Source organism: Bacteroides sp. 2_2_4 (genome assembly GCF_000157055.1).
GTDB lineage: Bacteria > Bacteroidota > Bacteroidia > Bacteroidales > Bacteroidaceae > Bacteroides > Bacteroides ovatus.
This window is the reverse complement of record NZ_EQ973361.1, coordinates 112,946-132,063: the sequence shown is the minus strand read 5'-3', so window position 1 is coordinate 132,063 and position 19,118 is coordinate 112,946. Positions and strand designations below refer to the sequence as shown.

Genomic DNA, 19,118 nt, shown 5'->3' with positions numbered 1-19,118 from the left:
AATCAAAATCTAATATATATGATTCTATCATTTAATATTGAATACCGCACCAATTGGGGAGAAGAAGTAAGGATTTCCGGCTTATTTCCGGAATCAATTCCTTTACACACCACCGATGGTATCTATTGGACGGCAGAACTTGAGCTTGAAGTCCCTCAAGAAGGGATGACTATCAATTATAGCTATCAGATAGAGCAAAACGGAATAGTTATCCGCAAGGAATGGGACAGTTTTTCGAGATCTATTTTCTTATCAGGAAGCTCCAGGAAGATATACAGAATCAATGATTGCTGGAAAAATATCCCGGAACAACTGTATCTTTATAGTTCTGCTTTTACAGAAGCCTTACTGGCACATCCTGAAAAAGAGAATATCCCGCAAAGATATAAGAAGGGACTGGTTATCAAGGCCTACGCCCCACGTATCAACAAAGATTATTGCCTGGCAATTTGTGGCAACCAGAAATCATTAGGTCACTGGGACCCGGAGAAAGCGGTGTTGATGAGTGATACCAATTTCCCGGAATGGCAGATAGAATTGGACGCCAGCAAACTAAAATATCCGCTGGAATATAAATTCATCCTCTACAACAAACAGGAAAAGAAAGCAGACTGCTGGGAGAAAAACCCTAACCGCTATCTGGCAGACCCGGAACTGAAAACCAACGAAACGCTCGTGATTTCCGACCGATATGTTTATTTCGACATCCCCGCATGGAAAGGGGCAGGAATCGCTATACCCGTATTTTCTTTAAAATCAGAGAAAAGTTTCGGAGTAGGTGATTTCGGCGACTTAAAACGTATGGTCGACTGGGCAGTAAATACTCGCCAGAAAGTTATTCAGATTTTACCGGTCAACGACACCACCATGACTCATGCATGGACGGACTCTTATCCTTATAACAGCATTTCTATTTATGCTTTCCATCCGATGTATGCGGATATCAGGCAAATGGGAACTCTGAAAGATAAAGAAGCGGCATCGAAATTCAGCAAGAAACAAAAGGAACTGAACAGCCTCCCTGCTATTGACTACGAAGCGGTCAACCAAACTAAATGGGAATTTTTCAACTTACTGTTTCGCCAGGAAGGAGAAAAGGTATTGGCTTCCAAAGATTTCAAAGATTTCTTTGAAACGAACAAGGAATGGCTGCAACCTTATGCAGTCTTTAGTTATCTGCGCGATGCCTACAAAACGCCCAATTTCCGCAAATGGCCGCGACACTCTGTTTACCAAGCGGAAGATATAGAAAAAATGTGCCAACCGGGAACAGCAGATTATCCTCACATCTCGTTGTATTATTATATCCAGTATCATTTGCATCTGCAATTGTTGTCTGCAACCGAATATGCCCGCCAACACGGTGTCGTATTAAAGGGGGATATTCCGATTGGTATCAGCCGCAACAGCGTGGAAGCCTGGACAGAACCCCATTACTTCAATCTCGACGGACAAGCGGGTGCTCCGCCCGATGATTTCTCGATCAACGGGCAAAACTGGGGATTCCCCACATACAACTGGGATGTCATGGAAAAAGACGGATACCGCTGGTGGATGAAGCGTTTTCAGAAAATGGCGGAATACTTCGATGCTTACCGGATCGATCATATCCTCGGTTTCTTCCGTATTTGGGAAATACCAATGCACGCTGTACACGGATTGTTAGGCCAGTTTGATCCTTCTTTGCCGATGAGCCGGGAAGAAATCGAAAGTTATGGTCTAACGTTCCGCGATGAATATCTGCTACCATTCATCCATGAATCTTTCCTCGGACAGTTGTTCGGACCGCATACCCATTTAGTCAAACAGGACTTTCTTCAATTGGTTGATGACTCCGGACTTTATCGAATGAAACCGGGATTCGAAACACAACGGGAGGTAGAACAATTCTTTATCGGTAGAAATGATGAAGATAGTGTCTGGATTCGGGAAGGGCTTTATTCATTAATCAGCAACGTCTTATTTGTTGCGGATAAGAAAGAGGAAGGTAAATACCACCCGCGCATCGGTGTACAACGGGATTTCGTATTCCGGTCGCTGAACGAAGAAGAGAAAAATGCGTTTAACAGACTATACGACCAGTATTATTATCATCGGCACAACGAGTTCTGGTATCAACAGGCAATGAAGAAGTTACCCCAACTGACACAATCAACCCGTATGTTGGTTTGTGGAGAAGATTTGGGGATGATTCCTGCTTGTGTATCGTCGGTGATGAATGATCTCCGGATTCTTAGTTTGGAAATTCAGCGGATGCCTAAGAATCCGATGTATGAATTCGGGCATTTAAATGAGTATCCGTACCGGTCTGTCTGCACAATCTCCACTCACGATATGTCTACGTTACGTGGCTGGTGGGAAGAAGATTATCAACAGACCCAACGTTACTATAATGCAACGTTAGGACATTACGGAGTTGCACCGACAACTGCCACCCCGGAGTTGTGCGAGGAAATCGTACGCAATCATCTCAACAGCAATTCCATTCTCTGTATCTTGTCTTTCCAGGATTGGCTATCGATAGACGGGAAATGGAGAAACCCGAATGTGGCGGAAGAACGAATTAATGTTCCATCCAATCCACGAAACTACTGGAGATACCGGATGCATCTCACTCTTGAGCAGTTGATGAAAGCAAAAACACTTAATGATAAGATTAGCGAATTGATTAAATACACAGGAAGAGATCCGAATAAATAGAATAAAAGGTACAAGTAACTTTCAAAAAGGATATTTTCCGGACACTACCGACGCGGATAACACTAGATTAAGAACGCCAAAAATCTATGTGATCCGCGTCATTCGTTTTTCAAGGATATATTGATAACAGAGGTAAAATAAGGAGTTTCAAAACATAGTCTACCGTTTTTTTCGCAATAATATCATTACTATATATCATACTTTTTCGCTTTTCGCATCATTCGTTTATTTTTTCAATGTTCCTCTTTTTATTCCGATTTATAAAGTATCTTTGCGCCGAAAAAGAGAAATTAAAAGAGATAATGGAAGGCAACCAGAGCAGACGTATTGATTTTGTGGACTTAACCAAAGGAGTCTGCATTATCCTTGTGGTAATGGCACATGTTGGAGGAGCCTTCGAACAACTGGATACGAATTCAATGTTATCCTGTTTCCGCATGCCGCTTTACTTCTTTATCTCGGGAGTGTTTTTCAAATCATACGAAGGCCTGTTCGGATTCATCCTGCGAAAAATAAACAAATTGATTATTCCTTTTCTTTTCTTCTATCTAAGTGCATTTCTAATGAAATACATTGTTTGGAAGATTGCTCCGGGGGTATTTCAACTGCCTGTGTCGTGGAATGAACTCTTAGTTGTATTTCATGGACACGACCTTATCAAGTTCAATCCATCGATCTGGTTTCTACTCGCATTATTCAATTGCAACATCCTGTTTTATCTAATTCACTTTCTGCGCGAAAAGCATCTGCCTGTCATGTTCGCTGTGACAATCCTGATTGGTTGCGCAGGATTTTATCTCGGAAAATTACAGATAGAGTTACCCCTGTATATAGATGTTTCCATGACTGCCCTCCCCTTCTATGTGGCCGGTTTCTGGATCCGACGGTATAATTTCTTTCTATATCCCAGCCATCGTTTCGACAAACTGATACCGGTTTTTGTTGTATTGGCACTGGTGGTAATGTACTTTACCGCTACTACATTGGGGATGCGTACCAACAATTATACGGGAAATATTTTTCAAGTATATATCGCTGCGTTTGCAGGAATATTTATGATTATGTTACTTTGCAAAAAAGTGAAGAAGATAAAGGTTGTTTCTTACTTGGGACGATATTCAATCATCACCTTGAGTATTCATGGACCGATACTCCATTTTTTAGGTCCATTAGTCAGCCGTTATATTCACAATAGTTGGGCACAGGCAAGCGCACTTTTGCTTATAACATTAAGCATCTGCTTTCTGCTCACACCCGTCTTTCTTAAAGTGATTCCACAAATGGTTGCACAGAAAGACCTGTTAAAAGTCAAACAAGATCACACTAAAAAGACAGTATATGAAGATAAACAGTAGCTATATCCTTTTGAAAGAAATTCGTTGTTACGCCTATCATGGTGTCGCACCGCAAGAAAATCTGATTGGGAATGAATATCTCATTGACCTGAAACTGAAAGTAGATATCAGCAAAGCTGCCCAGACAGATGAAGTTACCGACACCGTCAACTATGCTGAAGTACATCAGGTGATAGAAAATGAAATGGCTGTTCCCTCAAAATTGCTGGAACACGTTAGCGGACGGATTATACAAAAACTCTTTGACCAATTCCCTTGCATTGAAGAAATCGAACTCCGGCTTTCCAAACGAAACCCACCGATGGGAGCAGATATAGAGTCTGCAGGAATTGAGCTACACTGCAGCAGGAAATAAGATAATCACAGCTGGAAATGAAACATAAATGACGAAATGCAGATAATACGATATTAATAAAGTAATCCGTATCATCTGCATTCCTTTTTAAGCAAGATCTGCTTCTATTTTCACAGCCGTAAACTACCGGCTTATTTTCTCTTCTTTTTTCTTCTATTTACCGATTCTACAGCCTCCGTCACCACGGGTTTATCCTGGAAACGTTTCGTATAACTAGAATAGTCCGGATGAATGCGTTCGTAATCAGGATCCATAAATAACGGACTGGAAATTATATGGTCCGCCGTAGAACGGTTACAACAGAAAACAATATTTTCTACACCGGCCAAACGGGTTAATGCTTTTACATCCGTATCATGCGGTTGCAATGTCATGGGGTCCGTGAAGAAAAAGAGATAATCAATCTGCCCATCCACAATACGTGATCCCATCTGTTGGTCACCACCTAACGGACCTGATTTTAAAATCGTAAAATCCCACTCTTCATCAGGATGTTTCTCCTTCAATGCTTCCAATATCAAAGTACCCGTAGTACCTGTACAATAGAATTTATTACCCATCAACAGTTCCGAGTTCCACAGTACCCATTCGATGAGGTCTTTTTTCATTGCATCATGCGCTACCAGCCCGATGCCTCTTCTAACCTTTGATTTCATTTGCTATCCTTTTAAATCCGACAATTGAGAGAATCGTTTGCATCCCCTCACATAAAATTGCCACAAGATACTACTTTTTGTCCGTTCAGGTATCGGATTCAAAGTTTTTTTTCTCATATTTTCTTCACGGGATAAAGAAAATGACGGACATAATCGTTTATACTCTTTCCGCGCACGCATCACAGCACTAGCATTATCCCAGTGCCCTTGCAACAAGAAATTGAACGCCGCCAGATAATCGAGACAGATCCGGATACGCATCACTTTATTTAACTCCTCCTGTGGAAGATTCTTATAGAGCATGACAAGATTATTACGGAAATTAAGAAAAGTCTTATGAGGATTCTCTTTTTTAAGAGTAGCTCCTCCCACATGATAGACAATGCTTTGAGGTACACAGACAATCTCACGATTCCGCGAACGGAGCCGCCAGCACAAATCTATTTCTTCCATGTGAGCAAAGAAACGTCCATCCAATCCTCCGACATTCACATAATCAGCACGCCGGATAAACAACGCTGCCCCCGTGGCCCAGAAAACAGGAATTACCGTATCATACTGACCTTCGTCTTTCTCCACAACTCCCATGATACGTCCCCTACAAAAAGGATAACCGTATTTATCAATAAAGCCACCGGCTGCCCCGGCATATTCGAAATATTCTTTTTGCCGCTGGCTCCGTATCTTCGGCTGACAAGCAGCTACCTCCGGATGCTTATCAAGATAAGCAATCATTGGTTTCAACCAATGCTCCGTCACCTCAACATCCGAATTCAAAAGAACTACATATTCTGCGTCGACCTGCTGCAATGCTAAATTATATCCATCCGCAAAGCCATAATTCTGGTCGAGAACAATCGTTCTGACAGAAGGAAATTCCTGTTGAAGCAAAGTAACGGAAGCGTCCGTAGAACCATTGTCAGCCACGCAGACCTCAATCCCCTCCCCTTCCGAATACCGGACGACGGACGGAAGAAAAGTACGGAGCATATCACATCCGTTCCAATTTAAAATTACAACTGAAACTTTCATTGTTATTCCTTCTTCTTGTTCAATTCTTTCTCTTCTAATCGGTCAGCTTCTTCACGAGTCATTTTCCAACGTTTATGAGACCACAACCAATATGCCGGTTCTTTACGAATCGTCTGTTCTAATCTATGAGCAAACATTTCCGTGATTTCTCCTTCTCTTGTTTCTTTCGGTGTTTCCGTCATCAACTTGAACTCCGCTTCACAGTATCCTCTGCGCTTCTTACTAAGTTCACAATAGAAAACAGGGAAATTCATCATTTTGGCAATTCGCTCCGCACCATTCAGAAAAGCAGTTTCCTGTCCTAAAAAGGTAGTCCAATATTTATCATATCCACTGGGCCATTGATCAGTAATCAAACCGACTACCATCTTTTTTCCATCATGTTTGAGCTTAATAATTTCACGGGCTGTAGAATGTTTCGGAATATTATACCCCCCGAAACGAGAACGAATACGTTTAAACAACTCATCCAAATATTTATCCCTCAACGGTTTATAAACCTGTACGGGAACATCCCCCGGTTTCATGATTGCTCCCATGCCTATCAACCACTCATAATTGGCATAATGAGGAATCATTACTATAATACCTCCATACTTTTCTGTCAGTTCAAGATATTGTTCCGTATTCTTATAAGTCATTCTCTCACAAAGTTCTTCGGCAGACATATGCAACAATTTCAAATCTTCAAGCATATAATCCGACAAATAGCGATAAAACTTGCGTTCTATCTGTAATCTCTCCGCATCAGTTTTTTCCGGAAATGATCTCAATAGATTTCCCCGAACTACTTTCCGACGATATTTTCCAACACGATACATCAGCAGATAATTAAAATCCGAAAGCATATATAAAACCCGGAACGGAAGAGCTGAAAACAGCCACATTCCACTGTATACCAACCAATAGATAAGTTTTGATCTCATACTTATATCAAAATTATACCTTTAAGTGCTGTCATCTCCTCATTAAAATCTCCCAGACGTACATTAACCACCTGATTATCCAGCGAGTCATCACTTTCCACCTCTACACGAATATAATTCTCCGTAAATCCATGCATCGGAGCACCAGCTTTCGATTTTTCCATCAATACCGGCATTGTCTGCCCGATATGACGTGCATAAAAAGCCTGTGTCTTTTGATCCGATAGTGCCAACAGACGCTGACTACGCTGATGCTTCTCTTCCGGAGAAACCACATATTCTATTTTTAAGGCTTGCGTTCCGGGACGTTCGGAATAGCTAAACACATGCAACTGCGTCACATCCAGACCATCAATAAACTGATAAGCCTGTTCAAAGTATTCGGGTGTTTCTCCACGGGTTCCCACAATCACGTCCACTCCGATAAAAGCATCCGGCATCACCTCTTTTATCTTCTTCACTTTCGAAGCAAAAAGAGCAGTGTCGTAACGACGGCGCATTAACTGCAAAACTTCATCGCAACCGGATTGCAAAGGGATATGAAAATGAGGCATAAAACTGCGAGAATGAGACACAAACTCGATAATCTCATCAGTCAACAGATTGGGTTCTATGGAAGAGATACGATAACGTTCGATTCCCTCTACCTGATCCAATGCTTTTACCAGATCAAAGAAACTCTCTCCTGTTGTTTTACCAAAATCTCCGATATTTACTCCGGTCAGAACGATTTCTTTTCCGCCTTCAGCAGCTGCTTGCCGGGCCTGCTCAACCATGGAAGCAATAGTCCCGTTACGACTTCGCCCGCGGGCGAAAGGAATCGTGCAATATGAACAGAAGTAATCGCATCCATCCTGCACCTTCAAGAAGAAACGGGTACGGTCTCCCCGTGAACACGAGGGAGAAAACGAACGGATATCTTTGGTTGTAGTAGTGATAGCCTCTCCTTTTTCATGCTTTTGGAGGTCGCCCAGATATTGAAGTAACTCTCCCTTCTGTTCCGCTCCCAGCACTACATCTACTCCATCTATCTTTGCCACGTCGCCGGGCTTCAATTGCGCATAACATCCGGTCACTACCACAAAAGCATCGGGATGCTGCTTTACCAGACGATGAATGGCTTGCCGGCATTTTTTATCCGCCATCTCCGTCACCGAACAGGTATTTACCACACAGATATCTGCTTTCTCTCCTTTGCGCGCAGTCCGGACTCCTGCCTCACGCAGGATTTTACCGATAGTTGAAGTCTCTGAAAAATTTAATTTGCAGCCTAAAGTATAATAAACGGCTGTCTTATTTTGAAATACAGTGGTATCTATCATAAGCTGTTATAAACACATTAACTTTGCAAAGTTACACATTATTATCAGTAAAACACTTTAGGATACGAAAGTTTATTCCTATTTTTGCACAATTCACTAAAAAACGTGCAATGATTAAAGAGAATTTCATTAAACTATACGAAAATAGTTTTCGTGAGAATTGGGATCTGCCTTGTTATACTGATTATGGAGAAGATACCCAATACACATACGGTGAGGTAGCTGAAAAAATCGCCCGTTTACATCTGTTATTCAAACATTGTAGCCTTCGCAGAGGAGATAAGATTTCAGTTATCGGCAAAAATAACGCTCATTGGTGCATCGCCTATATGGCAACGATCACATACGGAGCGATCATTGTCCCTATCCTTCAAGATTTTACGCCTAATGACGTTCATCATATCGTCAATCATTCCGAATCTGTATTTCTGTTCACCAGCGACAGCATTTGGGAGAATCTGGAAGAGGAAAAATTAACGGGGCTACGGGGAGTATTCTCATTGACTGATTTCCGGTGTCTTTATCAACGCGACGGGGAAACCATACAGAAGTTTCTGAAAAATACCGATAAAGAGATGCATGCTTTGTATCCGAAAGGATTTACCCGTGAAGATGTTCAGTACACCACTTTATCCAATGACAAAGTGATGCTGTTAAATTACACTTCCGGAACCACCGGTTTCAGTAAGGGTGTGATGCTGACAGGAAACAATCTTGCCGGCAATGTCACTTTCGGTATTCGTACCGAACTCCTTAAAAAAGGGGATAAAGTGCTGTCTTTCCTTCCCCTCGCCCACGCATACGGTTGCGCATTTGACTTTCTGACAGCAACGGCTGTCGGCACCCATGTCACTTTGCTTGGAAAAACACCTTCTCCTAAAATTATAATGAAAGCTTTTGAGGAAGTGAAACCTAATCTTATTATTACCGTCCCGTTAGTGATTGAAAAGATATATAAGAATATTATCCAGCCACTCATTAATAAAAAAGGTATGAAGTGGGCACTCAATATTCCTCTACTCGACACCCAAATCTACAACCAGATACGTAAAAGACTGATTGATGCACTGGGAGGACGGTTTAAAGAGATCATTATCGGTGGCGCCGCTATGGATAAGGAAGTAGAAGAATTCTTCTACAAAATCAAATTCCCTTTTACTATCGGTTATGGAATGACAGAATGCGGTCCACTTATCAGCTACGCCCCCTGGGATGAATTTGTACTAGGTTCTTCCGGAAAGATTCTAGATATAATGGAAGCACGTATCTATAAGGAAACCCCGGAAGCAGAAACCGGAGAAATCCAGGTTCGGGGAGAAAATGTGATGGTGGGCTACTACAAGAACCAGGAAGCAACGCAGGAAGTATTCACGCAGGACGGCTGGCTACGTACGGGTGACCTCGGTTCCATGGACAGCAACGGAAATATTTTCATCCGGGGACGACTCAAGACTATGATCTTAAGTTCTAGCGGACAGAATATCTTCCCCGAAGAGTTGGAAACCAAACTGAATAACCTGCCTTTCATTCTCGAAAGTCTTGTTATCGAACGCAATAAAAAATTAGTGGCACTTGTTTATGCCGATTACGAAGCGTTGGATTCTCTCGGATTAAATAATCCGGATAACCTGAAAACAATCATGGATGAAAATCTTAAGAATCTGAACAGCAACGTAGCCGCTTATGAGAAAATCAGCAAGATCCAACTCTACCCTACTGAATTTGAAAAAACGCCCAAAAGAAGCATAAAAAGATACTTATATAACAGTATTGCTGTCGATTAGCATGTTCTAAAACATATAAAAAGGGGAGAAAAGTGCCCAGTTACAAAAAAAAATATAAAAAAAGTTGGCGTTTCGAGAACAACATATTGAAAAAGTACATACCTTTGCATCGTTTTAATAAAGCAATTGATTGTATTACGTTTTTAAAAAGCAAAGAAAATGAAAAAATTAGTTTTGATGGCCGTAGCTATCGTAGCAGTATCATTCGCATCATGTGGTAACAAAGCAGCTGACGCAGCAAAAGCAACTGCAGATTCTATCCGTATCGCTGACTCAATCGCAGCAGTAGAAGCAGCAGCTCTTGAAGCTGAACAAGCAGCAGCCGCAGCAGCAGATTCTTTGAATGCTGATAGCACTGCAACTGAAACTGTAGCTGAATAATTCAGAAACAGCTAGAGAGAATTGAAAGTCTGCCATGCGAAAGCATGCACAGACTTTTTTTTATGCCTTTATTTTAGCAAGCCACACGTTATTTAGCGTATGAACTTTTCACAAAAGGAGCGTTCAATAAATAATCCAGACTTTCTTCTACACTTTCCTCTACCGGAACACTATACTTTTCGATTTCAGCAACGAGATAATTAACGCCTGCAGTTTTTGCATTCTTAAAGATAGCATCAAAACCGACCATTCCACTTTGTCCAATCTCTCTGTGATCTTTCACATGGAATATCTGGAAGCGACCGGGATATTTATTAAAATAATCAACAGGACTGTTTTGTCCGCGAACTACCCAATAAAGGTCCATCTGGAAGAAAACATATTCAGGATTCGTATGTTCTAACATATAATCATACATCACTTTATCTTCTACCTTCTGAAATTCATGAGCGTGATTGTGATATCCGAACGACAAACCTTGTTGTTTGCAACGCTTGCCTATTTCATTATAATATGCACAATATGTTTCTAAATCCTTGAGTGTCTTAGGTACATCCATCCACGGAGCTACAATATATTTCATACCGGCAGCTTTGTGATCGGCAATACATTGATCCCACCATTCAAGTGACTTTGAATAGTCGCCGGAAGCCAATTCTTCTTTAGACAATTGTCTTGTACAATGTGAAGACAAGACTTTTAATCCTGCCGATTCGACATCTTTCTTAAATTGTTGGGGAGTACGGTCATAAAATTTACCGTTGTTATAATTGGCAGCTTCAACACCGGTATATCCCATGTTTGCCAATTTCTTCAGAAGAGCAGTATAAGTGGGGTCACACTTACCATTTTTGTTGTCTACCTTGTTTAATATATCTCTGACAGAATAGAGCTGAATTGCTACTTCTTTTTTAGCTTTTTTCTTGGTTTGTGCCGTTACTGCCAGTGGAATCATGAAAAGAGCAGCCAATGCACAGATATAAATTCTAGTTTTCATATAATAGATATTAGTGGGTTACAATTATTCAGGTTTACATAGAAAAAACAGGCACGGATTACACAGACTTCACGGTTACTCCATGGCAATCGCCATTCAAAAAAAACGTGAAATACACGTAACCCGTGCCTTTCTTTATTACTATTCGATTAGTCCAAAACTTTCACGCGGATGTTGCGGAACCAAACATCGTCACCGTGATCTTGCAAACCAATGAAACCTTCGTGATTTTCGCCACCGCAATTATTCAGCAATTCAAATGCCAAAGGCCATTTTTCTTCACTGAACTTACTTGCTTGCAACATATCAGTCCATTGTTTTGTCCACAAATGATATTCAAGTACGTTTTCATCGTTTTGTCCGTGAACAACAGTACCTTTATAAACCATAATCTTAGCCTTGTTCCATTCGCCAAACGGTTTAGAGTTTTGAGGAACTGCCGGAATCATGTCATACAAAGAAGCTGACTGACGATTGTTGTCCTTACCCAATTTAGCATCCGGATGATTGGCATTGTCCAACACCTGATATTCGGGCGCAGAAATATAAATAGGCTCAAGCACATCATTACCGTCTTTATCTTTCGATGTAACTTCCTGAGCTAAATAGAAAATACCGGAGTTACCACCTTTAGAAACCTTCCACTCCATTTCCAGTTCGAAGTTTTTAAACTTGTGAGCAAAAATCAGGTCACCACCATCACCGTCTTGAGCTTCACCGCCACCAGAACCGTTGAATTTGATACAACCGTCTTCAATTGTCCATTTAGAAGGAACACGGTCTTTTCCATAACCACGCCATCCGTTAAATGTTTCGCCATCAAAGATTGTGATATAACCATTTTCATCAACAGGCAAATTCAAGCTATCTGTTTCTGCCGCTTTCAATGATTTAGAGTAAGTCAACGCAACTTTTTGCTCTTCCGGAGCATTTGCTTTCTTCTGACCACCGCAAGAAGCGAAAACGCCTGCAGCAAGACAACAACAAGCTAATGGATAAAATACTTTTTTCATGATATCAACTATTTAATTTTTAATCTTTAATTTTTAATCTACTTTTATCTTGGCATATCAGGCAGTCTCCAGCCTTCACGATAATTATGTTTCACTAATTCAGCCGCAAACTGTTTTGCATTGATCGGATCTGTCCATGTCTTATCAAATGTAGGATGACCATTATGAATCTTGAATCCGTCTTTGATAACAGTACGAATGGTTTCGTTATCACCGATATTTGTAAAACACATGTTAGCTCCATCCCACTCGAGAGTCTTATTCAGAGCTTGCAAACGAATAGCCAATACACCCATTGCTACCATTTCATTCATAGGTCCGGCTTCTGAGAAGTCAGATTTAGTCATGATACGATTAGATTTATCTTCTTTACATGCACGTACCCAATCCATTTCGTGACCACCATTCATTGCTTTAGGAACACGACGGCAAACCTTCGGTGCATTTGGTTTACGACCTGAAAGCAACCAAGGATTCTGTCCATAACATCCGCAAATCAATGTATCTTTTGTTCCGTGGAAAATAGTCAAACCACCACCGCTCTGCATCAGTTGTTTTCCTTCTGGGAATCCTTTCGGACGTTCTGGCATCATACCGCCATCATACCAATGTATTTCCACTTCAGGCATAGCTACTTTCGGCATATTTTCACGAGCAGGGAAAATCATTTTCACGTGTTGTGCCTGTGGAGCACAAGCATTCAACAATAATGTCGATGAACCTTCCACTTTGGTAGGATACTGCAATTTCAATGCTTTAAACGGCTGATGCAAAATATGACAAGCCATATCACCCAATGCACCTGTTCCGTAATCCCACCATCCACGCCAGTTCCAAGGATGGTAAATAGCATTATAAGGATTCATTTTAGCAGGACCTGTGAATAAATCCCAATTCAATGTGCTAGGAATTTTATCAACCTTTTCAGGAACATTCAATCCTTGAGGCCAAATAGGACGGTCTGTTGCACATTCAACTTTCGTTACGTCACCGATTTCACCATTCCAAATCCATTCACATACTAAATCCGTACCTTCATCCGATGCCCCCTGATTACCCATTTGGGTAACCACGCCCGTTGATGCAGCCAGTTTTGTCAACAAACGAGATTCATAAACAGAGTGGGTCAATGGTTTCTGACAATATACATGTTTTCCCATTGTCATTGCGTCAGCAGTGATAATAGCATGAGTATGGTCGGCAGTTGCGATAATCACACCGTCGATAGATTTACCCATTTCATCATACATCTTACGATAGTCCCAGTATTTTTTAGCCTTGGGGAATTCGTCGAACACGCCTTTTGCGTACTTCCAATCCACATCACAAAGAGCCACAATATTTTCAGTGCCCTTTACGTGATTAATGTTGGCATGTCCCATGCCACCAATACCCACAGCTGCAAGATTTAATTTGTCAGTAGGCGACACATGCCCGTGACTCATACCTAAAATTGTACTAGGAGCAATGGTTATACCTGCTAAAGCAGCGGCTCCCGTTTTGAGAAATTTTCTCCTCGAAATGTTTGACATGATTTTATTTGTTTAAGGGTTAATAATCTTTGGAAGGTTGCCGTGCAACAATCCATATCCATTTTTCATGTTTTTTCTTCGTTCGCGTATTTGCTCCAAAGTGCGCAAATTACCAATAGCGGGCAAATCGTGTTTGCGGGTATCTTTCAAGAATGTCCATGCATATTCGGATGCAATAGCCGAATCGCGCATTAGCGGTAATCGTGAACTGCGTTTTCCGGTTTCTACCGAATCAGCAAACAGGTCACACAACACGTCTATATTCTTGCCGCCAAAAGGTTTCTCTACACGGATAGTCTGATTGACACCGTGTAGGTCGACAACAGCAGTATTGAAGTCATGCGTCATACGCACAACCCCTTTTGTACCTATAATATCTACATACGAATTATGTGTCTGGTCTTTAGATAATTGCCCATAAACAAATCCTTGGGTAATATCAAAAACGACCCCATTTTGAAAAGTTCCGTGACATTGCACCCACCAAGGATCTTTATAGTTCCACATATTCACTCCCTGGGCATTCCATGTTCTATAATCACATCCTGCATACCAACGGGTAATATCTACATAATGCATTCCGCAATCATGGAAAGCAGGTCCCTCATACTCATGACCTTCACCTGGTGCCAAGCCGGGAGTCATGTGACAAATACGAATAATAGCCAACTCTCCGATTTCCCCTTGCTGGATATATTCCTTCATTAAATTATGATACCAGGAATTTCGCAGATACAAGTTTACCGTAGAAATGAGATTTGTGTTTTCTGTCATTTCTACAACTTTCCACTCATTTTCCATTGTATCTGCAACTGGTTTTTCTGAAATAATGTGTTTACCGTAACGAATAGCTTTTTCTATTTGTTCCATCCGCGAGTCAGCCAAAGTGAAAAGCCCGACTACCTGCACACTTTCATCCTCAAAAATCTTTTGATTATCTTCTACTATAATAGAGTTAGGGGAAAGCTTTTTAGCCAACTGACGTGATGCCGGATCGGTATCACAAATATAAGCAATATTCCACCGATCACTTTTAGTCATCGCTTCCCAGTAGAATCTTCCCATCCTACCAAAACCGATAATTCCAACTTTAATTCTCGTGTCTACTGAAGATTGCGTGTTCATAATTAAACATAGTGAATTTAAGTACAAATAATAGATAAAACATCAACTTCTAACTACCAAACTGATGAGCTAAAAACTGATATTGCAAATCTAGCTAAATAAATAACGGCTTATTTGACTTACACTACTTTATGTAGATATAAAAATAGCATTTTTTACTATTAATCAACAACTTAGCTAACTTGACACATCAAAAAAATGTAGATGATTTGGAAAGTATTATAATGTTAAAATGATAATTATGTCTCTTGTGTTGAACTAATTTTCATAATTTCATTCTCAAATTCATCCCTGTCGACGGCTGCCTTATTTCTCATTTTCGTACGATAATTATAAACCGTACTTGTAGAGCAACGGAGAAAGTTCGCTATCTTTCCACTATCCGTAATACCCAAGCGTAATAAAGCATAAATACGAAGTTCTCTATTCAATAAAGCATCCGGTTTTAAAATAATTTTCTCTTCATCTTTCAACAGAGCGTTAAAATCAGAAACAAAAGTAGGATACAAACCCAAGAAGACCTTATCAAAACGAGTATATAAAGCGCTAAGTTCATCGTCGATAAGCGCAGATGATTTTAGCTTCTTAATCAGTTCATCATAGTATTTATTAATAGCTATTTTATACAGCATATTCTGATATTTCTCCATTTTATGGATATAGCTAAAGCATACATCAAAGAATTCGGCTATATAATACTCCTTTATACTATTAATTTCGCACAACTGATTATTTGTATCATTCAGCTGGCTGTTCATGCTATTCAGCTTATTGTTCAATCGCAAAAGCTCCTCATTACTCTGCGCTAATGCCTGTTTTATTTTCAACGTCTTTTTCATCTGAATATAGATGAAAAGCACCAACAAGAGTAAAAGAAAAAGGATAATACTCGTAGAAATAAGGAAAGTAGTCAAATGCGACCGTGATCTGGCCTGCTCTGCCTGATAAGCAGTATTAATAATAGAATTGAATTTATAAATTTCGATGGCCCGGAAATGAATACCAGAAGAAATAACGTCATCGATAGCGGACTGCGTAAATTTAAAGGCATCGGCTAAATTCTGTTCATCATAGGCTATCAATGCAAGAGATTGCAGGGATGCATTTTCCCGCGTAGCATTCCGTGTATCGGCTATTGCTGACAACATCAGATATTTTTTTTCCTCATCATACTTTTTCTGATGGTGGCATAACCTGGAATACGAATGAGTTATCATGGCATAATTAGGCGTCCCCACTTCTTCTATTTCCAGTAGTTCTTTAAAAATCTCTTTCGATTTCAACGTATCACGCCAAATATAATAAGAAGCCTGGGACATTCGATAATCCCAAGAAGTGTGGTCAATGAGGGCAAAAAGCGAATCCTGATATGCAGCCTGCTGCTTACCATACAGATTGTTGGCGACAGAAATCGAATAGTGTCCCCAAAAACTGGAATAAGTTTGATAATAGTTTATTAATAAATCTCTGGGAAGTTCTGAAGTCTTTATACTTTTCAAAATAATCTCCGCTTCACGGAACCTGCCACACATCGAATATAAAAGACTAAGATGTAAAGACGACTGGTTGGTGAAATAAGGTCTATTCAACTGACGGGAAATCTCAATATTGCGATCAACATAATGAATAGCGGAATCAATATGAAATTTTTTATATTCGTTATATAACCGTAGATTGATTCTATATTCTCCTTCAAGAGTCAAACCAGGACTTTTCAACATACATTTTATCCGGTTTATCCGATCCTCTTTCTCTTTAACAAAGACATGCTTTTCATCTATCACTCTACGTAAAGAATCAGTCAATAGTTTCAACTCATCATTCGCATAAAGAGCACTGCCAATTCCCAAAGCAATCAGCAGAAGCAAAAACCTCTTCTTTAGCAAACAACAGTTGAATTTCATAATAGTAATAGCAAAGATAACAAAAAAAGCGATTCATCCATTCAGAACAAATCGCTTTTTGTATATGAAGTAAATTTGCTCTTATTCAGCAACTACCTCGAAAGGAATCTCTACTGAAACTTCCTTGTGAAGCTTAACGATAGCCTTGTAACTACCAACTTCTTTTACAGCGTCTTTTACAACGATGATCTTTCTGTCAACTTCATGACCCAGCTTAGACAAAGCCTCAGCGATCTGGATGTTACCAACAGAACCGAAGATAGTACCGGTTGAGCTAACTTTAGTTGCAATAGTCAAAGAAACGCCTTCCAGCTTAGCCGCCATAGCCTCAGCATCTTTCTTGATTTTCTCAAGTTTGTGAGCGCGCTGTTTCAGTTCTTCAGCCAACATTTTCTTTGCAGAAGGAGAAGCGATGACAGCTTTTCCAGTCGGGATCAGATAATTACGACCGTATCCGGATTTCACGTTTACGATATCGTTCTTATAACCCAAGTTTACTACGTCTTCTTTCAATATAATTTCCATACTTTTCCTCCTTCTTATTTCATCATGTCAGTTACATAAGGCAGCAATGCCAAGTGACGAGCTCTCTTCACAGCCTGCGCGATACGACGTTGGAACTTCAAAGAAGTACCTGTAATACGACGCGGAAGGATTTTTCCTTGTTCATTCAAGAATTTCTTCAAGAATTCAGGATCTTTGTAGTCGATATACCTAATACCACTCTTTTTGAAACGGCAGTATTTTTTCTTCTTAACATCTACTGACGGCGGAGTCAAATATCTGATTTCTGATTGAACTTGTTGTGCCATGATTAATCCTCCTTTTTGTTTGATTTAACACTTCTTCTTTTTGCAGCGTATTCAGCAGCATACTTATCCATCTTGAAAGTCAAGAAACGGATTACGCGTTCATCACGACGGAAATTAATTTCCAGCTTGTCAATTACAGTAGGATCTGCATTGAACTCAATCAGTTGATAAAAACCTGTAGACTTCTTCTGAATTGGGTAAGCCAATTTCTTCAGTCCCCAGTTTTCTTCATTAATAATCTCAGCACCTTCAGCTTGAAGAACGCCTTTGAATTTTTCTACCGCTTCCTTCATCTGAACATCAGATAAAACGGGAGTTAAAATGAAAACGGTTTCGTATTGATTCATACTTCGTTTAATTAAATAAATAAATTATTTGATTTTAAATGCGGGTGCAAAGTTAGACATTTTATTTTGAACTACAAATATTTAATCTTTTTTTGTATCCGAAGATAGGATTTATCCGGGAAGTGACTTACCTTTGCAAAGTTGTTTAAACAATAATTTCATGATAGAGCAATTCAATTTCGATATCCGGCTTATATTCGCCATATTAAATGGCAAAGTTTCCGCGGCAATCAACCGTAAGCTGTACCGTAACTTCCGTCAGAACGGGCTGGAAATCAGTCCGGAACAATGGACGGTACTCATTTTTTTGTGGGAAAAAGACGGTGTTACACAACAAGAGTTGTGTAATGCAACTTTTAAAGACAAGCCCAGCATGACCCGTTTGATAGATAATATGGAACGGCAACATCTTGTTGTGCGCATTTCCGATAAAAAAGACCGCCGCACCAACCTGATCCATCTGACCAAAGACGGGAAAGAACTGGAGGAAAAAGCGCGTGTCATTGCCGGACAGACTCTGAAAGAGGCTCTTCACGGTATCACTCTCGACGAATTGAGCATTGGACAGGAGGTACTGAAAAAGGTGTTCTACAATACAAAAGATTAGATAGAAGAACTTCTCTCCAAATCATAAAATCCACTAAATCGTGCATTTATAATGGAATTTTTATCCAAATAATTTCGCCCGTTAAAGAATTATGCTTTAATTTGTGACTGGAATATTATAATCTATTAAAATACACACACATGAAAGGTTTATTAAAGAACTTAGGATTGATATTAATCTTGGTCGGAGTAGTCATCCTGCTGGCTTGTTCCTTTACAGGGAATGTAAACAACAACGCCATCCTGGGTACTTCAGTAGTACTTGTAGTAC

18 protein-coding genes are annotated in these 19,118 nt (G+C 40.2%); 6 read left to right on the top strand and 12 right to left on the bottom strand.

Features of this window, described 5'->3' with window-relative positions; translation table 11 throughout:
- Window positions 1-18 precede the first annotated feature (18 nt).
- The 3 genes from BSCG_RS12145 (at window position 19) to folB (ending at window position 4,410) form a co-directional block, all read left to right on the top strand.
- Complete coding sequence (locus BSCG_RS12145; protein ID WP_008776252.1) at window positions 19-2,700, top strand: 4-alpha-glucanotransferase; 2,682 nt, start codon at window positions 19-21, stop codon at window positions 2,698-2,700.
- A 302-nt stretch (window positions 2,701-3,002) separates the two neighbouring features.
- A complete protein-coding gene (locus BSCG_RS12150) occupies window positions 3,003-4,055 on the top strand; it encodes an acyltransferase family protein (RefSeq protein ID WP_008776251.1) in 1,053 nt (350 codons plus the stop codon).
- Window positions 4,039-4,410 (top strand): dihydroneopterin aldolase, encoded by a 372-nt coding sequence (folB, locus tag BSCG_RS12155; RefSeq protein WP_004307975.1) that lies wholly within the window; start codon window positions 4,039-4,041, stop codon window positions 4,408-4,410. The genes BSCG_RS12150 and folB overlap by 17 nt, the downstream gene beginning before the upstream one ends.
- A gap of 131 nt (window positions 4,411-4,541) precedes the next feature.
- Here the strand turns inward: folB and BSCG_RS12160 are convergent, their stop codons facing one another.
- Genes BSCG_RS12160 through mtaB form a run of 4 tightly spaced genes read right to left on the bottom strand, consistent with a single transcriptional unit; the run spans window position 4,542 to window position 8,346 of the window.
- Window positions 4,542-5,066 (bottom strand): methylglyoxal synthase, encoded by a 525-nt coding sequence (locus BSCG_RS12160; protein WP_004299341.1) that lies wholly within the window; start codon window positions 5,064-5,066, stop codon window positions 4,542-4,544.
- Window positions 5,067-5,069: 3 nt separating this feature from the next.
- Complete coding sequence (locus BSCG_RS12165; RefSeq protein ID WP_008776250.1) at window positions 5,070-6,098, bottom strand: glycosyltransferase family 2 protein; 1,029 nt, start codon at window positions 6,096-6,098, stop codon at window positions 5,070-5,072.
- 2 nt (window positions 6,099-6,100) lie between these two features.
- Window positions 6,101-7,024, bottom strand: coding sequence for a lysophospholipid acyltransferase family protein (locus tag BSCG_RS12170; protein WP_032849559.1), 924 nt, complete (start codon window positions 7,022-7,024; stop codon window positions 6,101-6,103).
- Window positions 7,025-7,026: 2 nt separating this feature from the next.
- On the bottom strand, window positions 7,027-8,346 hold the full coding sequence (mtaB, locus tag BSCG_RS12175) for a tRNA (N(6)-L-threonylcarbamoyladenosine(37)-C(2))-methylthiotransferase MtaB (protein WP_008025005.1): 1,320 nt from the start codon (window positions 8,344-8,346) through the stop codon (window positions 7,027-7,029).
- 110 nt (window positions 8,347-8,456) lie between these two features.
- On the opposite strand from mtaB, the gene BSCG_RS12180 reads away from it, so the two are divergent.
- Window positions 8,457-10,130, top strand: a complete 1,674-nt coding sequence (locus BSCG_RS12180; RefSeq protein ID WP_004299337.1) for a long-chain fatty acid--CoA ligase — start codon at window positions 8,457-8,459, stop codon at window positions 10,128-10,130.
- Between the two features lie 159 nt (window positions 10,131-10,289).
- Window positions 10,290-10,511: a hypothetical protein gene (locus BSCG_RS12185; protein ID WP_004306615.1), complete on the top strand. Its 222-nt coding sequence runs from the start codon at window positions 10,290-10,292 to the stop codon at window positions 10,509-10,511.
- 88 nt (window positions 10,512-10,599) lie between these two features.
- On the opposite strand, the gene BSCG_RS12190 is transcribed toward BSCG_RS12185, so the two are convergent.
- From BSCG_RS12190 to rpsF, 8 genes are all read right to left on the bottom strand, one after another.
- On the bottom strand, window positions 10,600-11,508 hold the full coding sequence (locus BSCG_RS12190; RefSeq protein ID WP_008025008.1) for a sugar phosphate isomerase/epimerase family protein: 909 nt from the start codon (window positions 11,506-11,508) through the stop codon (window positions 10,600-10,602).
- Window positions 11,509-11,657: 149 nt separating this feature from the next.
- On the bottom strand, window positions 11,658-12,521 hold the full coding sequence (locus BSCG_RS12195; protein WP_004316253.1) for a DUF1080 domain-containing protein: 864 nt from the start codon (window positions 12,519-12,521) through the stop codon (window positions 11,658-11,660).
- A gap of 44 nt (window positions 12,522-12,565) precedes the next feature.
- A complete protein-coding gene (locus BSCG_RS12200; RefSeq protein ID WP_008776248.1) occupies window positions 12,566-14,053 on the bottom strand; it encodes a Gfo/Idh/MocA family oxidoreductase in 1,488 nt (495 codons plus the stop codon).
- A 12-nt stretch (window positions 14,054-14,065) separates the two neighbouring features.
- Window positions 14,066-15,178 (bottom strand): Gfo/Idh/MocA family protein, encoded by a 1,113-nt coding sequence (locus BSCG_RS12205; RefSeq protein WP_004299332.1) that lies wholly within the window; start codon window positions 15,176-15,178, stop codon window positions 14,066-14,068.
- A 239-nt stretch (window positions 15,179-15,417) separates the two neighbouring features.
- Window positions 15,418-17,082 carry a DUF6377 domain-containing protein gene (locus BSCG_RS12210; protein ID WP_008776247.1) on the bottom strand — a complete coding sequence of 555 codons (1,665 nt, stop codon included), beginning with the start codon at window positions 17,080-17,082 and terminating at the stop codon, window positions 15,418-15,420.
- An 81-nt stretch (window positions 17,083-17,163) separates the two neighbouring features.
- A complete protein-coding gene (rplI, locus tag BSCG_RS12215; RefSeq protein ID WP_004299330.1) occupies window positions 17,164-17,607 on the bottom strand; it encodes a 50S ribosomal protein L9 in 444 nt (147 codons plus the stop codon).
- A 14-nt stretch (window positions 17,608-17,621) separates the two neighbouring features.
- Complete coding sequence (rpsR, locus tag BSCG_RS12220) at window positions 17,622-17,894, bottom strand: 30S ribosomal protein S18 (RefSeq protein WP_002562536.1); 273 nt, start codon at window positions 17,892-17,894, stop codon at window positions 17,622-17,624.
- Between the two features lie 2 nt (window positions 17,895-17,896).
- Window positions 17,897-18,241, bottom strand: a complete 345-nt coding sequence (rpsF, locus tag BSCG_RS12225) for a 30S ribosomal protein S6 (RefSeq protein ID WP_004299329.1) — start codon at window positions 18,239-18,241, stop codon at window positions 17,897-17,899.
- A gap of 160 nt (window positions 18,242-18,401) precedes the next feature.
- On the opposite strand from rpsF, the gene BSCG_RS12230 reads away from it, so the two are divergent.
- Window positions 18,402-18,848, top strand: a complete 447-nt coding sequence (locus tag BSCG_RS12230) for a MarR family winged helix-turn-helix transcriptional regulator (protein ID WP_004299328.1) — start codon at window positions 18,402-18,404, stop codon at window positions 18,846-18,848.
- The last annotated feature ends 270 nt before the right edge of the window (window positions 18,849-19,118 follow it).